General features: G+C 59.8%; 10 protein-coding genes, 3 tRNA genes, 2 rRNA genes and 1 riboswitch (1 of these 16 cut by a window edge). Of the genes, 10 read left to right on the forward strand and 5 right to left on the reverse strand.

What is annotated here, in order from left to right:
• The first annotated feature begins 144 nt into the window (after positions 1 to 144).
• The 10 genes from K3177_RS14415 to K3177_RS14460 all read left to right on the forward strand — a co-directional run bounded on the left by K3177_RS14415 (position 145) and on the right by K3177_RS14460 (position 19914).
• On the forward strand, positions 145 to 2388 hold the full coding sequence (locus K3177_RS14415; protein WP_247714511.1) for an autotransporter assembly complex protein TamA: 2244 nt from the start codon (positions 145 to 147) through the stop codon (positions 2386 to 2388).
• Positions 2388 to 6596 carry a translocation/assembly module TamB domain-containing protein gene (locus K3177_RS14420; protein WP_221598794.1) on the forward strand — a complete coding sequence of 1403 codons (4209 nt, stop codon included), beginning with the start codon at positions 2388 to 2390 and terminating at the stop codon, positions 6594 to 6596. The genes K3177_RS14415 and K3177_RS14420 overlap by 1 nt, the downstream gene beginning before the upstream one ends.
• A 351-nt stretch (positions 6597 to 6947) precedes the next feature.
• A complete protein-coding gene (locus tag K3177_RS14425; RefSeq protein ID WP_221598795.1) occupies positions 6948 to 8273 on the forward strand; it encodes an alkaline phosphatase PhoX in 1326 nt (441 codons plus the stop codon).
• Positions 8274 to 8450: 177 nt separating this feature from the next.
• Positions 8451 to 10499 carry a S46 family peptidase gene (locus K3177_RS14430; RefSeq protein WP_221598796.1) on the forward strand — a complete coding sequence of 683 codons (2049 nt, stop codon included), beginning with the start codon at positions 8451 to 8453 and terminating at the stop codon, positions 10497 to 10499.
• 139 nt (positions 10500 to 10638) lie between these two features.
• Positions 10639 to 10860: riboswitch (cobalamin riboswitch) on the forward strand.
• A 113-nt stretch (positions 10861 to 10973) separates the two neighbouring features.
• The gene (gene metE / locus K3177_RS14435; RefSeq protein ID WP_221598797.1) at positions 10974 to 13277 is read left to right on the forward strand and encodes a 5-methyltetrahydropteroyltriglutamate--homocysteine S-methyltransferase; all 2304 of its coding nucleotides are present in this window, start codon (positions 10974 to 10976) and stop codon (positions 13275 to 13277) included.
• Between the two features lie 4 nt (positions 13278 to 13281).
• Positions 13282 to 14061 carry an acyl-CoA thioesterase gene (locus tag K3177_RS14440; RefSeq protein ID WP_221598798.1) on the forward strand — a complete coding sequence of 260 codons (780 nt, stop codon included), beginning with the start codon at positions 13282 to 13284 and terminating at the stop codon, positions 14059 to 14061.
• Between the two features lie 237 nt (positions 14062 to 14298).
• Positions 14299 to 16377 carry a TonB-dependent siderophore receptor gene (locus tag K3177_RS14445; RefSeq protein ID WP_420493681.1) on the forward strand — a complete coding sequence of 693 codons (2079 nt, stop codon included), beginning with the start codon at positions 14299 to 14301 and terminating at the stop codon, positions 16375 to 16377.
• Between the two features lie 2 nt (positions 16378 to 16379).
• The gene (locus K3177_RS14450) at positions 16380 to 17123 is read left to right on the forward strand and encodes an ABC transporter ATP-binding protein (protein WP_221598800.1); all 744 of its coding nucleotides are present in this window, start codon (positions 16380 to 16382) and stop codon (positions 17121 to 17123) included.
• Entirely contained in the window at positions 17120 to 18538 is a 1419-nt protein-coding gene (locus K3177_RS14455) for an ABC transporter permease (RefSeq protein WP_221598801.1), read from the forward strand. Before K3177_RS14450 ends, K3177_RS14455 begins: the two co-directional genes overlap by 4 nt.
• Positions 18535 to 19914: an ABC transporter permease gene (locus tag K3177_RS14460; RefSeq protein ID WP_221598802.1), complete on the forward strand. Its 1380-nt coding sequence runs from the start codon at positions 18535 to 18537 to the stop codon at positions 19912 to 19914. The genes K3177_RS14455 and K3177_RS14460 overlap by 4 nt, the downstream gene beginning before the upstream one ends.
• 495 nt (positions 19915 to 20409) lie before the next feature.
• Here the strand turns inward: K3177_RS14460 and K3177_RS14465 are convergent.
• The 5 genes from K3177_RS14465 to K3177_RS14485 form a co-directional block, all read right to left on the reverse strand.
• Positions 20410 to 20486: transfer RNA gene (locus tag K3177_RS14465), tRNA-Met, on the reverse strand.
• A gap of 119 nt (positions 20487 to 20605) precedes the next feature.
• Positions 20606 to 20720: ribosomal RNA gene (gene rrf / locus K3177_RS14470) — 5S ribosomal RNA — on the reverse strand.
• 168 nt (positions 20721 to 20888) lie between these two features.
• Positions 20889 to 23680: ribosomal RNA gene (locus tag K3177_RS14475) — 23S ribosomal RNA — on the reverse strand.
• Between the two features lie 269 nt (positions 23681 to 23949).
• Positions 23950 to 24025, reverse strand: a tRNA-Ala gene (locus tag K3177_RS14480).
• A gap of 17 nt (positions 24026 to 24042) precedes the next feature.
• Positions 24043 to 24051 (reverse strand) — tRNA-Ile (locus tag K3177_RS14485); it runs 68 nt beyond the window's last position.

The raw sequence follows: 24051 nt of genomic DNA on the forward strand, positions 1-24051 counted from the left end.
AGCGTGTTGACCGCGTGGCGTTGATCGGATTCTTCCTTCGCTTTGCACGTTGGGTCGCTTTCTATGGTTGTCGATATGCCTTTTGCTGTTGAAACACCGCCGCGGGGCAAATGTGCCCCCGCGCGTCGCAGTGCATCATCGGCTATGGCCCTGGCGATGGCGCTGGTTGCGGTTCCGGCAGTGGCGCAAAGCACCGATGCTACGGTCGGCCAGACAAGCGAACTCGACGTTCCGGCCCCGCCCGCCGATGCGAACCTACCGCAAGTCGAGCCGGTCATCACCGACGAAGAGTTCGACGAAACCGTCCCCGAACTCGATCCTTCGAACGATCCCGCCCTGGACGCGCCGTTGGAATCGATCGAAGACTTCGAACGGAGGATTGCCCAGGAACAGGCTGGCGCTGCTCCTGCCGAGGGTCAGGACGCCCCGCTTGGCGACCCAACCCTCGCCGATGGTGATGCAGTGGAAGAAATCGGCGATGCGCCCATTCGCGATGCCGAACTGGCCGCCCCCCTTCCCCCGCTGGATCAATTCAACGTGGAGCCTGTCGAGTTTGCACAGGACGCAACCGATACCGAAACCACGGAGATCGCCTATTCCGTCCGCGTCAACGGCCTCGACGCTGCAGACGAAGAGACGGCCACCAGCCTGCACGACCAGTTCGATAGCCTTTCCGCGTTGGAAGACGGGGATGGCAAAGCGGCGAATGTCGCACAGATCACCGCCCGGCTGACGGAAGACAGCGCCTTGATGCAGCGTATCCTTGCCTCGGAAGGCTGGTACGAGGCGCGCGCCGCCACACAAATCGATCGGACCGGCGAAGGCGATGGACTGTCGCTTACTGCGGTGATCGATGTCCTGCCGGGACCGCGATATTCCTTTTCCGACATCGTCATCGACGCTGATCCGACCGAGCCCCCGGACCTGATCCGCAAAAATCTGGTTCTCAAGACTGGCGATCCGATCGTCGCGGCGCGGGTTCAGGGCGCGGAGGCGAATGTAGCCGTTGCCCTGCCGGAAAACGGCTATCCCTTCGCGGAAATCGGCCAGCGCGATATTCTTCTGAACCAAGAGACGGGCGACGGTGTGTATACACTGCCCGTTACAACCGGCCCGCGGTCGCGCTTCGGAGAAATCCAGACCACTGGCGACCTGGCGTTCGATGCAGAGCATGTCGGCGTGCTGGCCCGGTTCGAGCAGGGCGAACTCTACGACAGCCGCATGGTCGACGATCTGCGGCAGGCGCTGGTCGCGACAGGACTGTTCAACACCGTATCCGTACTGCCCCAGCAAACTGGCGAACCGGCCGGCGAAGGCACCGAATACGCGACCATTCTCGTAGAGCAGGAAGCAGGCCCACCCCGAACTCTGGCGGGAAGTGCAGGATTCGGCACCGGTCAAGGCTTCCGCGTCGAGGGCAGCTGGACCCATCGGAACCTTTTCCCGCCCGAGGGTGCCCTGATCGGTCGTGGTATGGTTGGCACGCAGGAACAGGGCGCCGGGGTAACCTTCCGTCGGTCCAACGCCGGACAGCGAGATCGCACATTCCAGGCGACGGCCGAAGCCCTGCACAGCAATTACGACGCGTATGAAGCCTTCACCGGGCGGCTTTCGGCGCTGATCAGTTACGATTCGACCAATATCTGGCAGAAGCCCTTCACCTATGCCTACGGCGTCCAGCTGATCGGTACGAACGAGCAGGATTATGATTTTGCCCTTCAGGACCTGTCGCGGCGAACCTTCTTTATCGGCGGGTTGATAGGCCAGGCCGGGATCGATCGGACCAACAGCCTGCTCGACGCCACCGAAGGCTTCAAGATCACCGCGATCATCGAACCGGAAGGTTCGTTGCAGGACGGTTTCACACCTTACGTCCGCGCACGTCTGGATGGGTCGGCCTATTTCTCGCCGACCGACGCGATCACCCTTGCCGGCCGCGTCCGTGTTGGCACAATCCAGGGCATCGAGCGATTTGATCTGGCGCCGTCGCGGCGTTTTTATGCCGGTGGCGGCGGTTCCGTGCGCGGCTTCGGCTATCAGCAGCTCGGACCGCGCGTGGTGCTCGACAATCCCGATTTCGATCCAGACGATCCGGACGAATCCGCCGATCCCTTCATCTACCGCCCCCTGGGGGGACGCAGCCTCAACGAGGCCGCAGCCGAATTGCGCTATCGGTTCGGCAATTTCGGAGTGGTGGGATTCGTCGATGCTGGCCAGGTATACGAAGACACGCTGCCTGATTTCAGTGACCTGCGGTTCGGGGCAGGGATCGGCGGGCGCTATTATACCAATTTCGGACCGTTGCGGATCGATCTCGCCATGCCGCTCGACAGGCGCCCGGGCGAAAGCAAATTCGCCGTTTACGTATCGATCGGGCAGGCATTCTGATGGCCGAGGAAACGGAAACCGTCCGCCACCATGACAACCGTGCTCGCCAGGTGGCGAAATGGGCCGGTATCGTCATCGGCGGCCTCGTCCTCCTGGTGGCAGCCTTGCTGCTTGGTCTCAACACGGGGCCGGGCAAGCGCTTCGTCGCCGATCAGATTGCCGCTCTCGAATTCGAGAACGGCATGGAGATCGGCGTCGGCCGTATCGAGGGATCGCTGTATGGCGAGATGATCCTGCACGACGTGTCACTGTCCGATCCGAAGGGTGTCTTCCTGACATCGCCCGAACTACGAATGGATTGGCGCCCATTCGCCTTCATCGGCAGCCATATCGACATCCGCTCGCTCACATCGCGGCTGGTTACCCTGCAGCGCCTGCCGGAATTCGCCGAGACGCCCCCGTCGGACGCCCCTTTGCTGCCCGATTACGATATCGATATCGGCGAATTGCGGATCGACCGCTTCGTGGCCGAGGCGCCGGTCAGCGGTGAACCCCGCGTCGCCTCGCTCGCGGGCAAGGCGCATATAGCCGATGGCCGGGCGCAGGCGACGTTCGATGCCGCAACAATTTCAGGCCGAAACCGGGCAGGCGGCGATCGCATTGCGCTGGTTCTCGACGCCGTCCCCGAAGACAACAAGCTCGATCTGAAGCTCGATCTCGACGCCCCGGGCAACGGGGTGATCGCCGCGATGGCCGGCCTTACCGAGCCGCTTCGGGTCCAGCTTGACGGCGCCGGCAACTGGGACGCCTGGAACGGGCGCCTCGACGCCAATCTCGCCAATAGTGAGCTCGCGCGTTTGCAGATCACAGCCCGCGACGGCACCTTTGCCGTGCGCGGCCCGACCCGCATCGCGCGCATGTTCGAAGGACCGACCGCAGCCCTTCTCGGCCCGGTGATGAATATTCAGATGTCTGCCGCCCTGGATGAGCGCCGGGTTACGCTCGACGGCAATGTGAACAGCGACGCATTTCGGCTGAACACGAACGGCCTCGTCGATCTGTCGGACAACAGCTTCGACGATCTGGCGCTGTCCTTCGTGCTGCTGAAACCTTCGGCAATGGCCGAGAACCTTCGTGGAAGTGGCCTGCGCGCCTTACTGACACTCAATGGCGAATTCGCCACGCCGCGTGTCGAATATGCAATCAACGCCAACCGCCTGTTGATGAACGACATGGGGCTCGAGAACCTGCGCGCCAGCGGGGAAGCGACAGTCGATGCGGAGCGGATCATGATCCCGGTCGATGCCAGCGTTTCCCGCATCGTCGGGCTGGACACGGTGGCTGGCGGAACCCTGCGCAATGTCCGTCTGGTCGGAGACCTCGCCATCGACGGCACGCGCATCCTGTCGGACAATATGCGCATCCACTCGGACCGGATCGATGCGGGCGTGATCCTGCTCGCGGATACGTCGACCGGACTCTACACCGGTGCCATCGACGGCAAGATCGACAATTACCGCGTGGAAAGCGTCGGGATCTTCAACATCGAAACCGATGTCGATCTTGAATCGCAGGACGGCGGCTTCGCAATGGCCGGCCGCGTTCGCGCGCGATCGACGAGCCTGTTCAACGAAGGCGTGCGCGACTTTCTCGGAGGCAATGCGGTCGCGGCAAGCGACGTTCGCTATGGGCCGGACGGAATAGTCCGATTTTCGAACCTGTCCCTGCGTGCCCCAGCCGCGCGCATCACGGGGGGCAGCGGTTTCTACGCGCCCGATGGAAGACTTGCACTGAATGCGGACGGCGTCACCGATGCCTATGGCCGTATCGGGGTGAGTGTGGCTGGCACCCTCAGCGATCCCGACGCGGTTGTCACGGCAGAGCGACCCGATCTGGGCATCGGTCTGGCAAATTTACGTGCGAATATCACCGGGGCTCCCAATGGGTATCGCCTCGCCGCCACCGGCGATACCGATTACGGCCCGCTTACCGCGGATGTGGTGCTCGGAATGGGCGATCAGCTTACGCTCGATATCAACAACGCCGATCTGGCGGGCATCGGCTTTGCCGGTTCGCTTAGACAAACTCCGGCTGGACCGTTTGCAGGCCGTCTCGACGCCAATGGTCGAGGCGTTGCGGGTGTCGTCCGGCTTGATGCAGCCGGCGAATACCAGCAGGCACTCGTGAACCTTCGTGCTCAGAATACCGTGCTTCCCGGCCCTGCCAATTTGGCGATCGGATCGGCAATCATCGATGCACGGATCGTTCTTTATGACCAGCCCTATGTCGTTGCCGATGCCCAACTTTCCCAGACCACGTTCGGGAGCCTCAACCTTGCCGCGGCACGAGCGAAGATCGACTATCGCGATGGCAACGGGACGGCGCGCATTCTGGCGGAAGGGGTAAGCGGCGTTCCGTTCCGCGTCGCCGCGAATGCCGAGCTTAAGCCAGACCTCTGGCGCGCCGCACTCAAAGGACGGGTACGTGGTGTCGAATTCGCCACAGTCGGCCCGGCGCGCATCGTCCCGGGTGAAAACAACTATGAACTGCTGCCCACGCGGATCGATTTCGGTCGCGGAAACATTCGATTGGCCGGCACTTACGGCGATGGGATGAAGATACAGAGCCGCCTGGATTCGCTCGATCTCTCAATCGTCGAAGCGTTCGTACCCGGTCTTGGCATCAACGGCAGTGCGACCGGCAGTCTGGATTTCGACCAGCCGAATGCTTCTGCATTCCCCCGCGCCGATGCCCGGCTGCAGATTGCGAATTTCAGCCGCACGACGGCGGTTTCGGTGAGCCAGCCGCTCGATATCAATTTCGTGGGCAAGCTGCTTCCTGATGGCGGTGAAGCGCGCGCGGTCATGCGTCGTCGTGGCAGCGTAATCGGTCGCCTGAATGCATCCCTGAGGCCGCTGCCCCCCGGCTCGGGTAGCTGGACTACCCGGCTTCTCGCAGCTCCGCTGGATGGCGGCATCCGTTACAACGGGCCAGCGGATACGCTGTTCTCGTTCGCCGGTCAGCCCGATCAACGCCTGTCCGGACCAATCGGCGTGGCGGCAGATTTCTCCGGCCGGGTACAAAGTCCGCAGCTGTCGGGGATCGTGCGCGCGAACAGTCTTACTTACGAGAACCAGACCTATGGGACGAGATTGTCGAACATGGCAATCGAAGGGCAATTCACCGGTGATCGTTTCGCCATTGAGCGTCTGACGGCGACGGCCGGTGACGGATCGGTAAGTGCGCAGGGTTTTATCAGCCTTGCCGAGGCGAGCGGTTATCCGATGAACGTCGACGTCACGCTGAACAACGCTCGGTTGGCTCGAAGCGACGCCCTTGCGGCCACCGCCACAGGCAATCTGCGCCTGGCAAAGGCTGCGGGCGAAACCGCCCTGCTCTCCGGCGAAATCACGCTGCCAGAAACACGCTACCAGATCATCCGTCAGGGTTCGGCCGAAGTGCCCGAACTGACCGGCGTGCGATTCAAACCACCGCGCGGCCCTAAGCGGATAACCGGTGAGGAGCCCGCCCAGCCACAGCCAGGGCTCTTCGACCAGCTGAGGCTCGATATCGCGTTGCGTGCTCCCGAGCAGCTCTATGTATCTGGCATGGGCCTCGAATCCGAGTGGAGTGCCGACATGCGGCTCGGTGGAACCAGCACCGCACCCCGCGTTTCAGGCGAGGTCGAGCTCGTGCGGGGGACGCTTGGGTTTGCCGGCCGGTCGTTCGAATTGAGCGAAGGTCGAGTAGACTTTACCGGTGGTACGGCCATCGATCCTGTAATTCAGCTCACGGCGACGGACGACATCGAGGACGTCGTCGTCAACGTCAATGTGTCGGGCCGTGCTTACGACCCGCAGATTGCCTTCTCGAGCGTTCCGGGATTACCGCAGGACGAAATCGTGTCCCGCATTCTGTTCGGTAGTTCGATCGGCAATCTTTCTACCATACAGGCAGTGCAATTGGCAGCTTCGCTTAACTCGCTGCGCGGCAGTGGCGGCGGCCTCAATCCCCTTGGGAAGCTGCGCTCGGCAACTGGCGTAGACCGGCTCCGCATTCTTGGGCCCGACGACACCAACGGCCGCGGGACGGCGCTCGCCGCGGGTCAGTATCTGACCGACGACATCTATGTGGAATTCATCACCGATGCGCGGGGGTTCACCGCGACACAGCTTGAAGTGAGCCTGACCCCGTTCCTGTCGATCCTCAGCCAAGCCGGGGGGTCAGGGGCTACCAATGTGAACGTGCGTTATCGGAAGAATTACTGATGCGACGGTTTGCAATTCTGCTTCCGCTCGTACTGTCAGCTTGCGAACGGGAGAAGTCGTTCGATGAGCGGTACGAGATTGCCCAAGACGAAATAGAGAGCAAAGCAAAGGAACTGGATCGGGAGCTCACCCCTTCCCCAAGCCCTAACCACATCACGACAAAAGAGCCCGTGTCCGTAAATGAGCGCGAAAATTAACTAGCTCGTGGCGACCAGCCGCAGCGATGCCTAACCGCGCCCATCGCGGAATTACTAAACCGTTGTCATGCCGCTGCCTTTCAGAGGAGCGTTGGCCATAGCTAGCATCGCCGCTAAAGGGCCGTTTTCGGTCACCGGGTAAGAGAGAATTTTGATGCTACTGAACCGCCGCAATTTCATCGGTGCCACCGGCGCGGCCTTTTCCGGGTTGCTGTTGAATGGTTGCACAGGCCGGTCGGCTCCGCTGACGTCGGCGCCGTCATCATTCGCGGATTACGGTCCACTGGTTCCCGATCCGGCAGGAATGCTCGACCTTCCCAGCGGCTTTTCCTACCGGCTCCTGTCGAGCCTAGGGAATGCGATGACCGATGGCTGCACCGTGCCAGACAAGGCCGACGGCATGGGCTGTTTCTCGATTGGCAATGACGAGATCGTGCTCATCCGCAACCACGAACTGGTGCCGGCTGATGATGCTGGCGGCGTTCTCGCCAAAGGTTTCGGCACACGCGACGGCGCTATCGTGCCGGGCGGGACCACATCCATTGTACTCGATGCAACCACACTTGAGGTAAAGCGCGAGTTCCGCTCGCTTGCAGGGACGATCCGCAACTGTTCGGGCGGCATCACGCCATGGGGAAGTTGGCTGACCTGTGAAGAAGCACCGACGGGCCCGGGCCAGCGTTTCGGCGAAGGTCTCGCTGAAAATCATGGCTGGGTGTTCGAAGTTCCGGCCAAAGCGACCGGCCTGATCGATGCGGTTCCCCTGAAAGCCATGGGTCGCTTCAATCACGAAGCGGCTTGTGTCGATCCGAGGACGGGGATCGTTTATCTAAGCGAAGATCGTGACGACAGCGTGCTCTACCGTTTCGTTCCGACCACCCCCGGGCGCCTCGCCGACGGCGGGCTGCTGCAGGCGATGGTCGTGGAGGGCCTATCGGACACGCGCAACTGGACGTCCCCCGACATGGCACTCGGGTCTGGCCACACAGTAAGCTGGGTCGACTGCGACGATGTCGAATCGCCGAATGACGACCTGCGAAGCCGAGCCGCTGCAAAGGGTGCCGCCCTCGTCGCCAGGGGTGAAGGCATCCACACGGGAACAGACGAAATATTCGTCTGCTCAACGAATGGTGGCCAGGGAAAACTCGGCCAGATCTTGCGACTTGTCCCCGGCACTGGCGGCGAACCCGACCAGATCGAACTGTTTTTCGAAAGCCAGAGCAAAGACCAGTTCAATTACGGCGACAATCTCACCGTGGGTCCGAACGGCCACCTGATTGTCTGTGAAGACCAGTATACCGAAGTGGTCGATAACCATCTTCGCGGTATTACGCCCGATGGCCGGGCTTATACTCTGGGTCGCCTGCGCATGCAGACAGAACTGGCAGGCGGATGTTTTTCGCCTGACGGTAAGTGGTTCTTCGTCAACGCATATTCACCGACGCGGACTCTTGCCATTACAGGCCCGTGGGCCGTCTAGATCGGCGAAAATTCCGAGCCCCGAAAGCCAGCGCGGGGTCAGTGCCTCAGTAGCGCTGAATTTACCAGAAGACTGGCGCAAAGGCGCGGAAGAGGTCTAACATATCGCCAAGAGCGGCCATACTACAGATCGTATGACCGCCCTCGAACCAGTTTGCGGTCCAGGAGGAACAGTCAGATGCAAATCAATCGAAACGCACTTTTTGCCGCCACCGCCATTTGTGCGCTGGCTTCGCAACCTGCCATGGCAGAAGAAGGCATGTGGACGTTCGACGGTTTTCCAGCCGAACAGGTCCGCGAGCAGTATGGCTGGGCTCCCGATCAGGCGTGGCTCGATACGGTGCGCAATTCGGCTGTGCGACTGACGGGTGGCTGTTCGGCCAGCTTCGTATCGCCCGATGGATTGATCCTGACCAACCACCATTGTGTCGCGAGCTGCCTGTTCGACAATTCGGACGAAACTGCCGACTATCTGCTCAATGGGTTCGTCGCGGACCGGCGCGATGCCGAGCTCAAATGTCCGGGTCAGCAGGCCGAAGTGGTCACCATGATCTCGGACGTCACGCCCGATGTGATAGGCGCGATCGGATCGCAGACCGGAGAGGCGCTGACCAAAGCGCGCGACGCGAAGATCGCCGAGCTGGAGAAGGCCGGCTGCCCCGACTCGGAGACGACCCGCTGTCAGGTGGTGACGCTGTTCGGTGGTGGGCAGTACAAGCTCTACACCTATCGCAAGTACTCCGACGTGCGCCTGGCCTGGGCACCTGAAGATCGAGCCGCGACCTTTGGCGGCGACCCGGACAATTTCAATTTTCCGCGCTACTCGCTCGATGCAAGCTTTCTGCGCGCATATGAGAATGGTCGACCGGTAGCGACGCCCGAGCACCTAAAATGGAGCCCTCGCGCTCCGGAAGAAGGCGAAATCACCTTTGTGGTTGGCAACCCGGGATCGACCAGCCGCCTATGGACGGACAGCCAGTTGGCATTCGAGCGCGAAGTGCGCCTCCCGGTTACGGTCGCCACGCTCAGCGAACTGCGTGGTCGGTTGATCCGCGCAATGGAAGAAAGCAAGGAACATGCCCGCGAAGGCGGCGACATGCTTAGCGGCATCGAGAACAGTCTGAAGGTTTATATCGGTCGCACCAAAGCGCTTAACGATCCGGCTTTCACTGCCAAACTCGCCGAAGCGCAGAACGATCTGCGCCAGCAGGTTGCGGGCGATAGTGAGATTGGAGATCCCTGGACGACGGTGGATGAGGCGATGAACGCGTACCGCGCGCTCTACTATCCCCTGCGTTTCACCCAGCCATCGGGCGATCTTTACAGCTACGCGCAAACTCTGGTCTTTGCGGCACAGGAACGCGGCAAACCCAATTCAGAGCGTCTGCCCGGCTACACCGACAGCGCCCTGCCGCTAACTGAAAAGCAGGTGCTCGACGAACGGCCCGTCTATCCGTGGCTGGATGAACTGGGCATGGAATGGAGCCTATCCAAGGCGCGCGAATATCTCGGCGTGGACGATCCCGACACCAAGCTTCTGCTCGGGAAGGAGAGCCCGGAACAGCTTGTCGAACGGCTGGTAAACGGCACTTCCCTCGCCGATCCGGCAGTCCGAAAGGCGCTGTGGGATGGCGGCCTCGAGGCGGTAGAGGCTTCTGACGATCCCATGATCAAGTACGCGCTCAAACTGGCCACGCGCCAGCGCGAATTGAAGGCGCTGGCTGACGCCCAGTATTCGGGTCCACTGGCAGCCGCCGGCGTCAAACTGGCCGATGCGCGCTTTGCCGCCTACGGTGACAGCCTCTATCCAGACGCCACTTTTACCCTGCGCATCAGCTATGGCCAGGTGAAGGGGTGGATCGAGCGTGGCAATCAGGTCCCGTTCCAAACGACGATGGGCGGAACCTTTGAGCGTGCTACCGGCAACGCACCCTTCGATGTGGCACCGGCCTTCGCTGCAAACCAGACGAAGATCGACAAGAATACGACCTACGATTTCGTGACGACGAACGATATCATCGGCGGCAACTCCGGATCGCCGGTGATCGACCGGGCCGGTACCGTGATCGGTGCAGCCTTCGACGGCAACATCCATTCGCTGGGTGGCAATTACGGATACGATGGCACGCTCAATCGAACCGTCGCTGTCTCTGCCGCAGCGGTGCAGGAGGCGTTGGAGACGATCTATCCCGCCCCTGCCCTCGTCGAGGAACTGGCCCGGCGCTGAGCACTGCTCGTCCAGTAACGGGCGAGCTGAAAACGCCTGTCCGCTTTACGAACAGGCATTAAAAATTCGGATGATCGCCTATCAATAGAGCATATAAAGAATTCTTTATATGCTCTATTGACGTGATGGCTTGGAAAGCCGATGGGATGTTTGTCGAGGTTCTCCGGTCGGTTCGCCGCGCCGGAGCTAAGACGGGAAGCCGGTGCGCGCCCTGACAAGGGCGCAATGCCGGCGCTGCCCCCGCAACTGTAAGCGGCGAGCGGCGGTCCACTCATGTCACTGGAAGGCTCGCCTTCCGGGAAGACGGACCGTTTTGCTTTGACCCGCGAGCCAGGAGACCTGCCTCCGACGCGATAACGTCCACCGGCGGGGTGCCCGGTCTGGTCGCTTGCATGACGCGCGCCCGGATCTACCGTCGCGCGTCCGGCGCGCGCGCCCGACCGGTCTCCCCCGTCTTCATCGGGGTAAATGAAAATGACCGTTTCCGTTGCTAGCTTGGGGTTTCCCCGCATCGGCCCACGCCGCGAACTGAAGTTCGCACTCGAGAAATTCTGGGCCGGCACTATTTCACAAGACGAATTGGAAGAGGCCGCACAGGGCTTGAGAACCGCGACATGGGCGCGGCAAAAGGCACTCGGCGTCGATTGGCTGCCCTCAAACGATTTCTCGCTGTACGACCATGTGCTCGACACAAGCGTGATGCTCGGCGCCATTCCGGCGCGCTATGACCTCGCCAGCGGCCAGGCAGCTGGGCTCGAAACCTATTTTGCGATGGCACGCGGTGCGACCGGCGGTGCGACTTGCGGCCACGCGCATGGCAGCGTGACCGCTGGCGAGATGACCAAATGGTTCGACACCAACTATCATTTCATTGTCCCCGAGATCGAGCCTGAAACCCGGCTGCAACTCGGGCACATCAAGCCTCTGCAGGACTATCTCGAAGCCAAGGCGCAGGGTTTTGAAACGCGTCCGGTCATTCTTGGGCCGGTAACCTGGCTGAGCCTTGCAAAAGAGTACGGAAGCGATCCGTTCGATCTGCTCGAAGAGGTTCTTGCGCTTTATGCCACTGTGCTCGCGCGGCTCGAGGAAGCAGGCGCTGAATGGGTGCAGATCGATGAACCCATCCTCGTTACAGACCTTACCGATCGGCAGCGCCGCGCGTTTACCCGCGCTTATGCCAAGCTGGGCCGTGCTGGCCCGAAGATCATGCTGGCCACCTATTTCGGAGGTCTGGAAAATAACCTGTCGCTCGCCGCGTCCCTGCCGGTCGCCGGCCTGCACATCGATCTGGCGCGCGCGCCGGAGCAATTGGATGCGGTGGTGAAGGCGGTGCCGCAAAACCGCCTGCTGTCGCTCGGCGTAGTGGACGGGCGCAATGTCTGGCGCGCCGATCTAGCCGCGCTGCTTGATCGTCTGGAGCCGCTGGCGGCGCAGCGTGATCTGGTGCTCGCCCCTTCCTGTTCGCTGCTGCACGCGCCCGTCGATCTGCAGTTGGAGAGCAAGCTGGACGATGAGTTGAAGCAGTGGCTGGCATTTGCAGTGCAAAAGATCGAGGAGCTCGATCTGCTGCGCCGGGCGTTAGCGAATGGAAGAGAAAGCGTCGCGGCTGAGCTGGCCACCTCCGCCCGTGCGACCGAAGCGCGCAAGACTGCTGCACGTATCCATGATCGCGCTGTCAGCGAACGGATCGCTGCCCTCACGCACGACATGCGTGAACGCCGCGCGGGTCATGCCGAGCGCGTCAAAACTCAGAGCGAGGTGCTCAATCTACCTCTCTTCCCGACGACCACCATCGGGTCCTTTCCGCAGACCGGCGCCGTGCGCAAAGCCCGCGCCGAGTATAATCGCGGCGTACTGGACGGTAAGAGCTACGACGCTTTCCTGCACCAAGAAACCGAGCGCGCGATCAGATGGCAGGAAGAGGCCGGGGTCGACATGCTGGTCCATGGCGAATTCGAGCGCAACGACATGGTCCAGTATTTCGGCGAGAAGCTTGCGGGTTTCGCTTTCACCGTGAATGGCTGGGTCCAAAGCTACGGGTCGCGCTGCGTCAGGCCGCCTATCCTTTACGGCGACGTATCGCGGCCCGAACCGATGACGGTCGATTGGTGGCGCTATGCTCAGGGGCTGACCGACAAGCCTGTCAAAGGCATGCTGACCGGTCCGGTCACGATCCTCAACTGGAGTTTCGTGCGCGACGATCAGCCCCGAGAGGCGAGTTGCCGCCAGATCGCGCTGGCGATCCGCGACGAGGTACTCGACTTGGAAGCGGCGGGCTGCAAGGCGATCCAGATCGATGAGGCAGCGCTGCGGGAAGGACTTCCCCTGCGCGAGCGTGACTGGCCGGCCTATCTGGATTGGGCGGTCGACTGTTTCCGCCTCGCGGCTGCCGGCGTCGGCAACCAGACCCAGATCCATACGCATATGTGCTATTCGGAGTTCAACGACATTCTGCCTTCGATCGGCGCCATGGACACCGACGTCATCTCGATCGAAACTGCACGTTCGCAGATGGAGTTGCTCGCGGGTTTTGCCAGCTATCGCTATCCCAGCGCAATCGGGCCGGGAATTTACGACATCCACTCGGCGCGCGTCCCGGGCGAGGACGAGATGGTTGCATTGATGCGACTAGCGCAGAAGCATCTGCGTCCGGAGCAGCTTTGGGTAAATCCCGATTGCGGGCTGAAGACCCGCGGTTGGGACGAAGTCAAACCTGCAATCGCCGCGATGGTATCGGCCGCCCGAACCTTGCGTGCAGAAACAAACACCGAGGCATAATCCGATGAGTAAGACGAAGGACGCGCGGCCCGCCGTGCAGTTGATCGACATCGTGTTCCCTGGCGACACGAACCATCACGGGACGCTGTTCGGCGGCGTCGCACTGGCGCACATGGACAAGGTCGCATTTCTCGCTGCCTCGCGCCACGGACGCGCGCCCTTCGTCACCGCCTCATCGCAGAAGATCGACTTCGCCGCTCCCGCGCAAGAAGGCGATCTGGTGGAAGTGACAGGACACCTCGTACGCGTGGGCACAAGTTCACTCGATGTCGAAGTCGAGCTGATCGCAGAAGCGCCGGTTTCGGGTGAACGACGCCTATGCACCCGCGGGCGCTTCACATTGGTGGCAAGAAAAGGCCCCACGACAAAACTGCCGCTTCCGGCGATGTTCGAATGCGCCCCCATCGAGCAGAGTTCTGTTCTTCGGCTCGCGGAGATGGTGTTTCCCGGGCAAACCAACCACTACGGCACGCTCTACGGGGGCGACGCGCTGAGGATGATGGGCAAAGCGGCTTTTATCGCGGCCACCCGCCATACACGCGAGGTCTTGGTGATGGCATCTTCAGACCGCATCGATTTCGTCGCGCCAATCAGGGAAGGCGATATGGTCGAACTGGTCGCCGAGGTGAAGATGACGGGGCGCAGTTCCGTCCGCGTTGCGGTGGAAATCTGGTCCGAAGACCTTCTAAGCGGAACCCGTGTCCATGCTGCGACAGCGGCGTTCACCTTCGTAGCCGTGAACGAGATGGGCACGAGCAAGACCATTCGGGCGCGCCACGAGTAACCTCACACAACGGTGGTTCGAGCGTGCGACGTCCTCGGCTCGTAAAGAAAGTTACACTATATCATTGACCTCGGCAGATCGTCAGGTATGGGCGCGGCGTTATGAGATATAGTCTCATGCCCTATGCCCCTCCTGTCTTGGAATACAATGATCATTCAGCCTTCTACTGCCGCTTACGCTATTGCCTCCCTGTGTCTGATCGCGCCCACGGCGAATGTCCATGCGCAGAACATCAGCATGCCAGAGGAGGACACGGCGAGCGCACCGGATGGCAGTTCGGCGATTGTCGTCAGTGGTGTGCGCCAAGCGTATCGCGGAAACTTTGCCGTGACCGAAATTCCTCAGTCGATCGACCTGATTGATTCCGAAACGCTTGAAGAAAACAATCTCGTCAGACTTAACGACGCGCTTGATCTCAACGCCTCGGTCGCGCGCCAGAATACGCTCGGTGGGTTATGGGATTCCTTCGCCATTCGCGGCTTTGCAGGCGATGAGAACATCCCGACCGGCTATCTGGTCAATGGCTTTAATGGAGGACGCGGTTTCGGCGGGGAACGGGACACGGCGGGGATCGAGCGCATCGAAGTCCTGAAAGGCCCTGCCGCTGCCTTGCTGGGTCGCGGCGAACCCGGTGGGACAGTCAATCTCGTGACCAAGCAGGCGCAGATCGGCGACACCTTTGGAACTGGCAGTGCGCAATTCGGCAGCTTTGACAGACTGCGCTCGGAAGCCGACATCAATATTGCGGTCACTAGCGCCCTGAGCGCGCGATTGATCGGATATATCGAAGATGGCGACACGTTTCGCGATACTGTCAACGAGTATCGCTGGGGCTTCCTGCCTTCGATCGGGTTGGCAATCGGACCGGATACGCGAGTTACCTACGATTTGGAAAAGACCCGTGTCGAAGTGCCGTTCGACCGCGGGATCGTTGTGCTAAACGGGGATTTCGAGACCGTTCCTCGCAACCGTTATCTCGGTGAGCCGGGCGACGGCGATCACATCGCGCGGGCTGAAGGCCATTCACTTCGCGTGCAGCACGACTTCAATGATCGCTGGAGCGTGCTTCTGGGCGGCAGCATTCGCGATACCTTGCTTACAGGGTTGTCGTCCGACCCAGACCTCAGCGGATCCCGTCAGAAATTGTTCCGCGACGGGCGCTCACTTGCTCGCGAACGACGCTCTCGCCTTTACGATTCCCAACAGACGGTCGTTCGTGGCGAAGTGAGCGGAGAATTCGCGACCGGCCCACTGCGCCATCGTGTGCTTTTTGGCGCCGACCACGACGAGTTCGACAATTATCAGCAATTCGGCCGCCGGAGACCGCCTGCGTTGTCGACCCATCCAACAGATGCAGAATCCTACGTCATCGACATCTTCGATCCCGTTTATGGTCGCTTCGATCCGCCGTCACCGCTGCCGAACAACGACCGCTTGGACCGGCAGACGTCGACCGGGATCTTCGTGCAGGACCAGATCGAACTGACCGACAGCCTCCAGGTGCGGCTCGGCGCACGCTACGATGATTTCACGCTGCGCACGGAAAATCATCTCACCGGGGTGAACAGCGAGCGCAAGGATGGCCGCATCAGTCCGCAGTTCGGTCTCGTTTACGAACTCGCGCCGACCATCACGCTCTTTGCGGCCTATAGTGAAGGCTTCCGGGCGAACATTGGCACCGACGTTACAGGCCGAATTTTCGATCCCGAGAGCAGCCGATCGATCGAGGCGGGCGCCAAGCTGACACTGCTGAACGGCGCACTGACCGGAACCTTCTCGATATATCAGCTCGACAAGAACAATGTGCTGGCAAGCGATATCAATAATCCGGGCTTCTCAGTCGCCATCGGTGAGGCGAGAAGTCGAGGTGTGGAGCTTGATGTCGAAGGACACATGCCCGGCGACCTCGATGTTCTCCTCAGCTACGCCTATGTCGATGCGGAATCGCGATCGAGCGTGCTCGATCCGAACTTCTCCTTCGTGATCGTACCGGGCGATCCGCTGCTCAATATTCCGGACCACACGCTTAACGCGCAAATATCGAAGAGCTTCGCCGTCGCCGGGCACGACGCCAAATTGGGCGGCGGCATCCAGTATGTTGGCGAACGACTTGGTGCGACGGGCACGGATTTCTATCTGCCCGATCACGCGCTTTTCCGCATCTTCGGCGAAGCCGAGATAATGCCGAACGTCACACTTTTCGGCACCATCGCTAACCTGTTCGACGCCAATTGGTACGCCAACAGCTACTCGCAGCTCTGGGTTCAGCCCGGCGCCCCCCGCACTGCAACACTCGGCTTCAGGGCAGGATTCTGATCATGACCAATATATTCACCGCTCCAGCCATCGCGATCGATGGTCTGCACCACAGTTACGGCGCCAATCCCGTCTTGCGCGGGCTCGACCTCACAGTCCAACGCGGGGAAATCTACGCCCTGCTAGGAGGCAACGGAGCTGGCAAGTCGACAACCTTGTCCGCCCTACTCGGCTTTCTCAGACCGGGCTCGGGCTCGGTGCGAGTGTGCGGGACCGATCCGGTGGCAGACGCGCGCGCCGCCCGTTCCCAGATGGCCTATGTGCCAGAGAATGTTTCCCTCTACGAGCATCTCACCGCGCGCGAGAACATCGGATACTTCCTTGCCCTCGCAAAGGCCGAGCGGGGAGACGATGCGATCGAGGCCGCGCTTTCCGCGGTGGGCCTCACCCAGGCGGCGTGGGACAAACGCCTGTCCGGCTTTTCCAAGGGTATGTGTCAGAAGGTCGCCATCGCACTTGCCCTGGCGCGTGACGTCCCCGTGCTGCTGCTCGACGAACCGACCTCCGGCTTGGACCCCCGCGCCGTATTGGAATTCAATCGGCTGCTCGATGCCGCGCGCGAGCGTGAAGTCGCGGTCCTCATGGTAACTCATGATCTCGTCAGCGCAGTCGACATCGCCGACCGGATCGGGTTCCTGAGCGAAGGGAAAATCGAGGAGGAGCAAACGGCGAGCACTGCCGGTCCACGCTTCGACCTCAACGCCCTTCACGATCGCTACACCTTGGTCGCAGGAGCGCCCGCATGACTGCCGTAAAGCTGATCGCGAGGGAAGAATGGCGCATGCTCGCGCGCAACCGTTCCGGCCTGATCGCCACTGGTCTGCTCGTGCTTCTCATACTGGTCGCTGGCTTCACGAGCCTGGAACGCCGAAGCGCCATCGAAACGGATCGGACCCGGTATCAGACGAGTGTCGACGAAACCTTCGACGCCCAGCCCGATCGCCATCCGCACCGCATGGTTCATTATGGCCAGTTTCTGTTTCGCCCCATTGCGCCGCTCGCCTTCTTCGATGCGGGCGTGAACAGCTTCACCGGAAACACGATCTTCCTCGAAGGTCACCGTCAGAACAGCGCGAACTTTGCCGAGGCTCGTCAATCCTCGTTGCTGCTGCGTTTTGGCCAGCTGACGCCGGCCTTTATTTTGCAAACGCTGGCGCCTTTGCTTTTGATCTTTCTCGCCTTCGCCAGTGTTGCTCGGGAAAAGGAGCGCGCGACCCTGAAACTGCTCTTAGCGCAGGGTATCGGCGGGCGGAGCCTGATTGCCGGCAAGATGCTCGGCCATGGCGCTATCGCGCTAGCGGTAGGGTTGCCCGCTTTCGCGCTGCTGCTGGGCTTCGCCGCCACCGGCGCCGCCAATTGGGCAACCGTCAGCGTGATAATCATCGCATATGCTTGCTGGCTGCTCCTGTGGGCGTTCGCCAGCGTGATTATCTCTGCCCTTGTGGCACGGCCGCGCGACGCACTGGCGATCCTGATGGGTCTGTGGATGATCACGATCATCCTTCTGCCGCGAGCACTTCCCGAAGCCGCCTCGGCTCAAAATCAGCTCGCCACGAAGATCGAGACAGAAATCGCTCTACATCGCGATCTACTCGAAATAGGCGACAGTCACGATCCCGACGATCCCTATTTCAACGATTTCCGCGACGAGGTTCTTAATCGATACGGCGTGAGGACGGTCGAGGAACTTCCAGTCCAATACGCCGGATTGGTGGCCATTGAAGGAGAACGTCTAACGACGCAGATCTATGCCGATGCAGGGCAGCGCCAGGCTGCTCGAGAACGGGAGCAGAATGCCTTCGTCCACACCTTCTCCGTGCTCAGCCCGCTCATTGCAATCCGTCAGCTGTCGATGACCTTGGCCGGCAGTGATCCCGCCGCGCATCAGGATTTCCTCGATCAGTCGGAGGCCTTCCGGTATGAATTCGTGCAGCGGCTGAACCGCATGCAGGCCGAGCTCCTGCCCGAGATAGGAGGCGAAGACCCCCGAATTTCTGCCGCATACTGGCAGGAGGTTCCGCGCTTTTCCTATTCACCGTTCAATCCCCTTGCCGATGGGACCCGGATTATATGGCCCCTGTTGGTGCTGGCTGGCTGGCTGGCAGCGCTCTGCGTGCTGGCACTCTTTGCCGCCCGCCGCATCGGAGGAGTCGCACGATGAACCATTCCCACTCCCTCTGGCGTCCCGAAGCACGTCTCTTGCTGCGCTCGAACCGCAATGTCTTGGCTCTGATCCTGCTGCTGGTCCTTTCTGCGGCGTCAGTCTGGTCCGGCATAGTTCAGGTGCACGATCAACGCGCAACAATCGAACGGGTCCAGCGTGAGCAGGTGCGCGACCTCGCAGCTGTAGAAGAAGCCAATGCGGGTCCCGAAGGCGAGGCAGGTTACAACGCCTATTATGCTTTCATGCTCACGCAGGATCCCCCTCCCCCGCTCGCTTTCGCGGCGATCGGCCAGCGTGACCTGCAACCCTATGTTCTGCGCGTGCGTGCCCTCGGCCTGCAGTCACAGCTCTACGATTCCGAAACCTACAATCCGGAACTCGCTCTGCCGGGTGTTTTCGATTGGGCTTTCGTCCTGATCTATCTCCTGCCGCTCGTAGTCATCGCGCTTGGGCACGATCTGGTAACGGCGGAACGGGAAGGCGGCCGGCTTCGGTTACTTCTGTCCCTTCCCGACAATGGCCTGTGGCGCCGGCGCGTGGGTCTGCGCTACACCGCAGTTCTTTTGGCGATAGGGCTGCCGCTGATCATCGGCGCTATGATTATGGCTGCGCCTGCAGTCAGCATTGCAACGATGATCCTCATCGCCGCTCTTTACAGCGCCTTCTGGTTCGGTCTTGCGATGTTGATCGGCGGGTCGATGCGTGCATCCACGACCGCAGCCGCAACGATGATCGGTTGCTGGATCATTCTGACGCTCATCCTGCCTACGCTCGCTCATGCTGTCATCGCGCGGACCGTGCCCGTGGCCAAAGGCGTCGATCTGACCCTGGCACAACGCGAAGTGGTCCATCACGGTTGGGACGTACCGAAAGAAGAAACGTTTGCGCGCTTCTTTGTTAATCATCCCGAATGGCGCGGCCAGGAAGAGTTCGAAGGGCGCTTCCACTGGAAATGGTATTACGCCATCCATCAGGTCGGCGATGAAGCAGTGGCTGCAGAGGTCAGCGCCTATCGCGATAGTCTGAAGACGCGCGAGACGATGACCAGGCTGTTGGGCTACGTCCTGCCTGGCGTCGGGACCATGAATGTGCTGCACCGCATGGCGGACACCGACATCGAAGGCCAGCTGGCCTATCAGGACAGCATAGCTGCCTTCCACACGAAGCTTCGCCAGTTCTATTACCCCTACTTCTTCGAGGAACAGGCCTTCGACCACAGCGACTTCGCAATGATCCCACGATATGAACCCCGTAGCTCCGGCGGAACCCTGGCGACCGAAGCCCTCGCGGCATTGGCTTTCTTGTCACTATTGGTTCTGGCGCTTGGAAGTCGTCGCTTGCTCAATGCAGGCCGCGAACAAGGCGGCCGATGAACCGAGCGGCTTCGCCGCACAATATGCACGGACAAAAATGCCGGAGAAACGCTTCCCATCACACCGAAGCGCTTCTCCGGCATTTATTGTAACTACCGCTCGAGAAGGTGCCCCTTGTGCAGAGGCGGTGGGAAAGCGGGCGAACCAAAGCTCGAGAACCATGCGTCAGCCCCTGCGGCTAGCTTCAAGATGCCGACCTTCCTGCAACCGTAGGCCTTAAGCCACCTTACCGTTCTCAAAATTACACGCCGTTTTGAATAGGAGCAGATCGCCACCACCAGCTTCACGGAGACTTAGTAGGGGTTCCCGCCCCGGTGCCGGCCGTGACTTATAAGACCCTAAGAGCCGAATACACCCAGCGTCACAACCGCGCGCCTTATCTGGAGTGCGCATCCGAACTGCCGGGCGCTTCTGTTCCGCGCGCCTCTATTTCGCGCGTGATTCTGGGAGGCATAAAAAAGGGGCTCTGCCGGTTGGCGGAGCCCTTGTTTGTTTTGGTTGCGGGGGTTGGATTTGAACCAACGACCTTCAGGTTATGAGCCTGACGAGCTACCGGACTGCTCCACCCCGCGGTACCGTATGTGTGTCTTCTGGATGGTATCCAGAGACGAAAAAGCCGCCGCGCGGTGTGCACCGGCAGCGGCTTTTTTGAAATTGTGAATGGGTTTGTACCGAGCCCGTCTGCTATAATGCCTGGCGACGACCTACTCTTCCAGTGCTTAGGCACTAGTACCATCGGCGCTGTCCGGTTTCACGTCCGAGTTCGAGATGGGATCGGGTGGGTCACAGACGCTATAGCCACCAAGCAATAAAGCAGGCGGGCTGGTCGCCCTGGGTAAACCCAAGGGGACCGGTTCGGTATTTTAAATCGATGTTTGTTGAGCTTTTGAGGGCTTATCCGGCTTCGAAGTTTCCTCCGATCGCGGACAGCCTGACCTGTGTAAGAACAGGGCTGTCGTTGATGGTATGGATCCTACAAGCGCGAAAAGAACTATTAGGACCGGTTAGCTCCACACATTACTGCGCTTCCACACCCGGCCTATCAACGTCATGGTCTATGACGGTTCGAAGATTGCTTATCTCAAGGGAGGCTTCCCGCTTAGATGCTTTCAGCGGTTATCCCGTCCGTACATAGCTACCCTGCGGCACCCTTGGCAGGATGACAGGTACACCAGAGGTACGTTCACCCCGGTCCTCTCGTACTAGGGGCAACTCCTTTCAACAATCGACGCCCACGGCAGATAGGGACCAAACTGTCTCGCGACGTTCTGAACCCAGCTCACGTACCACTTTAATTGGCGAACAGCCAAACCCTTGGGACCTGCTCCAGCCCCAGGATGTGATGAGCCGACATCGAGGTGCCAAACGATTCCGTCGATATGAGCTCTTGGGAATCATCAGCCTGTTATCCCCGGCGTACCTTTTATCCGTTGAGCGATGGCCCTTCCACGAGGGACCACCGGATCACTATGACCGACTTTCGTCTCTGCTCGACCTGTCGGTCTCGCAGTCAGGCATGCTTATGCCATTGCACTCTTGCAGACGGTTTCCAACCGTCCTGAGCATACCATCGCGCGCCTCCGTTACTCTTTAGGAGGCGACCGCCCCAGTCAAACTACCCGCCACAGAGGGTCCCTACACCGGCTAACGGTGCGAGGTTAGACATCAGAAAATCACAGGGTGGTATTTCACCTATGGCTCCACGACAGCTGGCGCCGTCGCTTCAAAGCCTCCCACCTATGCTACACAGTAATTTCCTAATGCCACTCTGAAGCTGCAGTAAAGGTGCACGGGGTCTTTCCGTCTAACCGCGGGTACTCCGCATCTTCACGGAGAATTCAATTTCGCTGAGCATATCCTGGAGACAGTGGGGAAGTCGTTACGCCATTCGTGCAGGTCGGAACTTACCCGACAAGGAATTTCGCTACCTTAGGACCGTTATAGTTACGGCCGCCGTTTACTCGGGCTTCAATTCGGAGCTTGCACTCCTCCTCTTAACCTTCGAGCACCGGGCAGGCGTCACACCCTATACGTCGTCTTGAAGCCGACTTAGCAGAGTGCTGTGTTTTTGCTAAACAGTCGCTACCCCCTGGCCTGTGCCCCCCACAAAGACTTGCGTCGATATGGGGCCTCCTTCTTCCGAAGGTACGGAGGCAATTTGCCGAGTTCCTTCAGGATACTTCTCTCAAGCGCCTTGGTATACTCTACCTGACCACCTGTGTCGGTTTCGGGTACGGTCTATATGAAGAGGCTATTTCCTGGAACCGCTTGGCTGCCCTCTCAATCCAATAAGAGAAAACAACTTCCACGATCCGTCACACATCTTCAGGCCCACGAATATTTACGTGGTTCCCATCGACTACCCCCTTCGGGCTCGTCTTAGGGGCCGGCTAACCCTGCGCCGATTAGCGTTGCGCAGGAACCCTTGGTCTTTCGGCGAGAGGGCATCTCACCCTCTTTGTCGCTACTCATGTCAGCATTCGCACTTCCGATACGTCCAGAGTCGGTTACCCTTCTCCTTCGCTCGCTTACGGAACGCTCCGCTACCGCTCAGAATAAATTCTGAACCCTAAGCTTCGGTGCATATCTTTAGCCCCGTTACATCTTCGCCGCAGGAACCCTTATTTAGACCAGTGAGCTGTTACGCTTTCTTTAAAGGATGGCTGCTTCTAAGCCAACCTCCTGGTTGTTTTGGGATTCCCACATGCTTTCCCACTTAGATATGACTTGGGGACCTTAGCTGTAGGTTAGGGCTGTTTCCCTTTTGACGACGGACCTTAGCACCCGCCGTCTGTCTGCCGGATAAGACTCGATGGTATTCGGAGTTTGGTTAGGTTTGGTACCGCTCGCGCAGCCCTAGCCCATCCAGTGCTCTACCCCCATCGGCATACATCCGACGCTCTACCTCAATAGATTTCGCGGAGAACCAGCTATTTCCCGGCTTGATTGGCCTTTCACCCCTAAACACAGCTCATCCGAGAATTTTTCAACATTCACCGGTTCGGTCCTCCAGTGCGTGTTACCGCACCTTCAACCTGGCCATGCCTAGATCGCCGGGGTTCGGGTCTAATTCATCGAACTCAGTCGCCCTATTCAGACTCGCTTTCGCTACGCCTACACCTAACGGCTTAAGCTTGCTCGATAAATTAAGTCACTGACCCATTATGCAAGAGGTACGCTGTCACCCCCTATGGGGCTCCAACTGCTTGTAAGCATCCGGTTTCAGGTACTGTTTCACTCCCCTAATCGGGGTGCTTTTCACCTTTCCCTCACGGTACTGTGTTCGCTATCGGTCATGTGCGAGTATTTAGGCTTGGAGGGTGGTCCCCCCATGTTCAGACAGGATTTCACGTGTCCCGCCCTACTCGAGTCCTTCATCATCACTTTCGCATACGGGGCTGTCACCCACTATGGCCACTCTTTCCAAAGTGTTTTGCTAGTTGAAATGAAGGCACTGGCCTGGTCCCGGTTCGCTCGCCACTACTACGGGAATCTCTGTTGATGTCTTTTCCTCCGGGTACTGAGATGTTTCAGTTCCCCGGGTTCGCTTCACCAAACCTATATATTCAGTCTGGTAATACCCTATCCACCTCTTTCCGATCCACCCGAAGGTCGACCGAAAGGAAATGGTGAGGGTGGGTTTCCCCATTCGGAAATCGCCGGATCAAAGTTTGCTCACAACTCCCCGACGCTTATCGCAGCGTGCCACGTCCTTCATCGCCTGCACATGCCAAGGCATCCACCAAATGCTCTTACCTCACGCTTGAGAATCCACACCATCAACGACAGACCTGCATAAAAGTCCGAAGTCTCACGATAGTGCGGAGGAACATCTCAGCCAGATAATCAATTCGATTGATCTTGTTTGTGATGCATACGTCCAATCACCACCAGCCAGAGCCGGTTAGTTGATCAAACCCATGCGCCACGGCATCGATTTAAAAACCCATTCACAATGTCAAAGATCGCAAGGCGCAAATCGCCTCGCTACCGACCGAAGCCGGATAGCTTTTCGTTTCATCTCTGGAGGTTGGCTGGTGGAGCCTATCGGGATCGAACCGATGACCCCCTGCTTGCAAAGCAGGTGCTCTCCCAGCTGAGCTAAGGCCCCGCACCAATTCCAAAACTTGGTAGGTC

Source organism: Qipengyuania pacifica, from assembly GCF_019711555.1.
Taxonomy (GTDB): Bacteria; Pseudomonadota; Alphaproteobacteria; order Sphingomonadales; family Sphingomonadaceae; genus Qipengyuania; species Qipengyuania pacifica.

Excerpts from the sequence above, each read along its gene's own strand:
- K3177_RS14445 (WP_420493681.1), top strand. The coding sequence starts at position 14,299 with ATGCCAGAGGAGGACACGGCGAGCGCACCGGATGGCAGTTCGGCGATT.
- K3177_RS14415 (WP_247714511.1), top strand. The coding sequence starts at position 145 with ATGGCCCTGGCGATGGCGCTGGTTGCGGTTCCGGCAGTGGCGCAAAGC.
- K3177_RS14455 (WP_221598801.1), top strand. The coding sequence starts at position 17,120 with ATGACTGCCGTAAAGCTGATCGCGAGGGAAGAATGGCGCATGCTCGCG.
- K3177_RS14440 (WP_221598798.1), top strand. The coding sequence starts at position 13,282 with ATGAGTAAGACGAAGGACGCGCGGCCCGCCGTGCAGTTGATCGACATC.
- metE (WP_221598797.1), top strand. The coding sequence starts at position 10,974 with ATGACCGTTTCCGTTGCTAGCTTGGGGTTTCCCCGCATCGGCCCACGC.
- K3177_RS14425 (WP_221598795.1), top strand. The coding sequence starts at position 6,948 with ATGCTACTGAACCGCCGCAATTTCATCGGTGCCACCGGCGCGGCCTTT.
- K3177_RS14430 (WP_221598796.1), top strand. The coding sequence starts at position 8,451 with ATGCAAATCAATCGAAACGCACTTTTTGCCGCCACCGCCATTTGTGCG.
- K3177_RS14450 (WP_221598800.1), top strand. The coding sequence starts at position 16,380 with ATGACCAATATATTCACCGCTCCAGCCATCGCGATCGATGGTCTGCAC.
- K3177_RS14420 (WP_221598794.1), top strand. The coding sequence starts at position 2,388 with ATGGCCGAGGAAACGGAAACCGTCCGCCACCATGACAACCGTGCTCGC.
- K3177_RS14460 (WP_221598802.1), top strand. The coding sequence starts at position 18,535 with ATGAACCATTCCCACTCCCTCTGGCGTCCCGAAGCACGTCTCTTGCTG.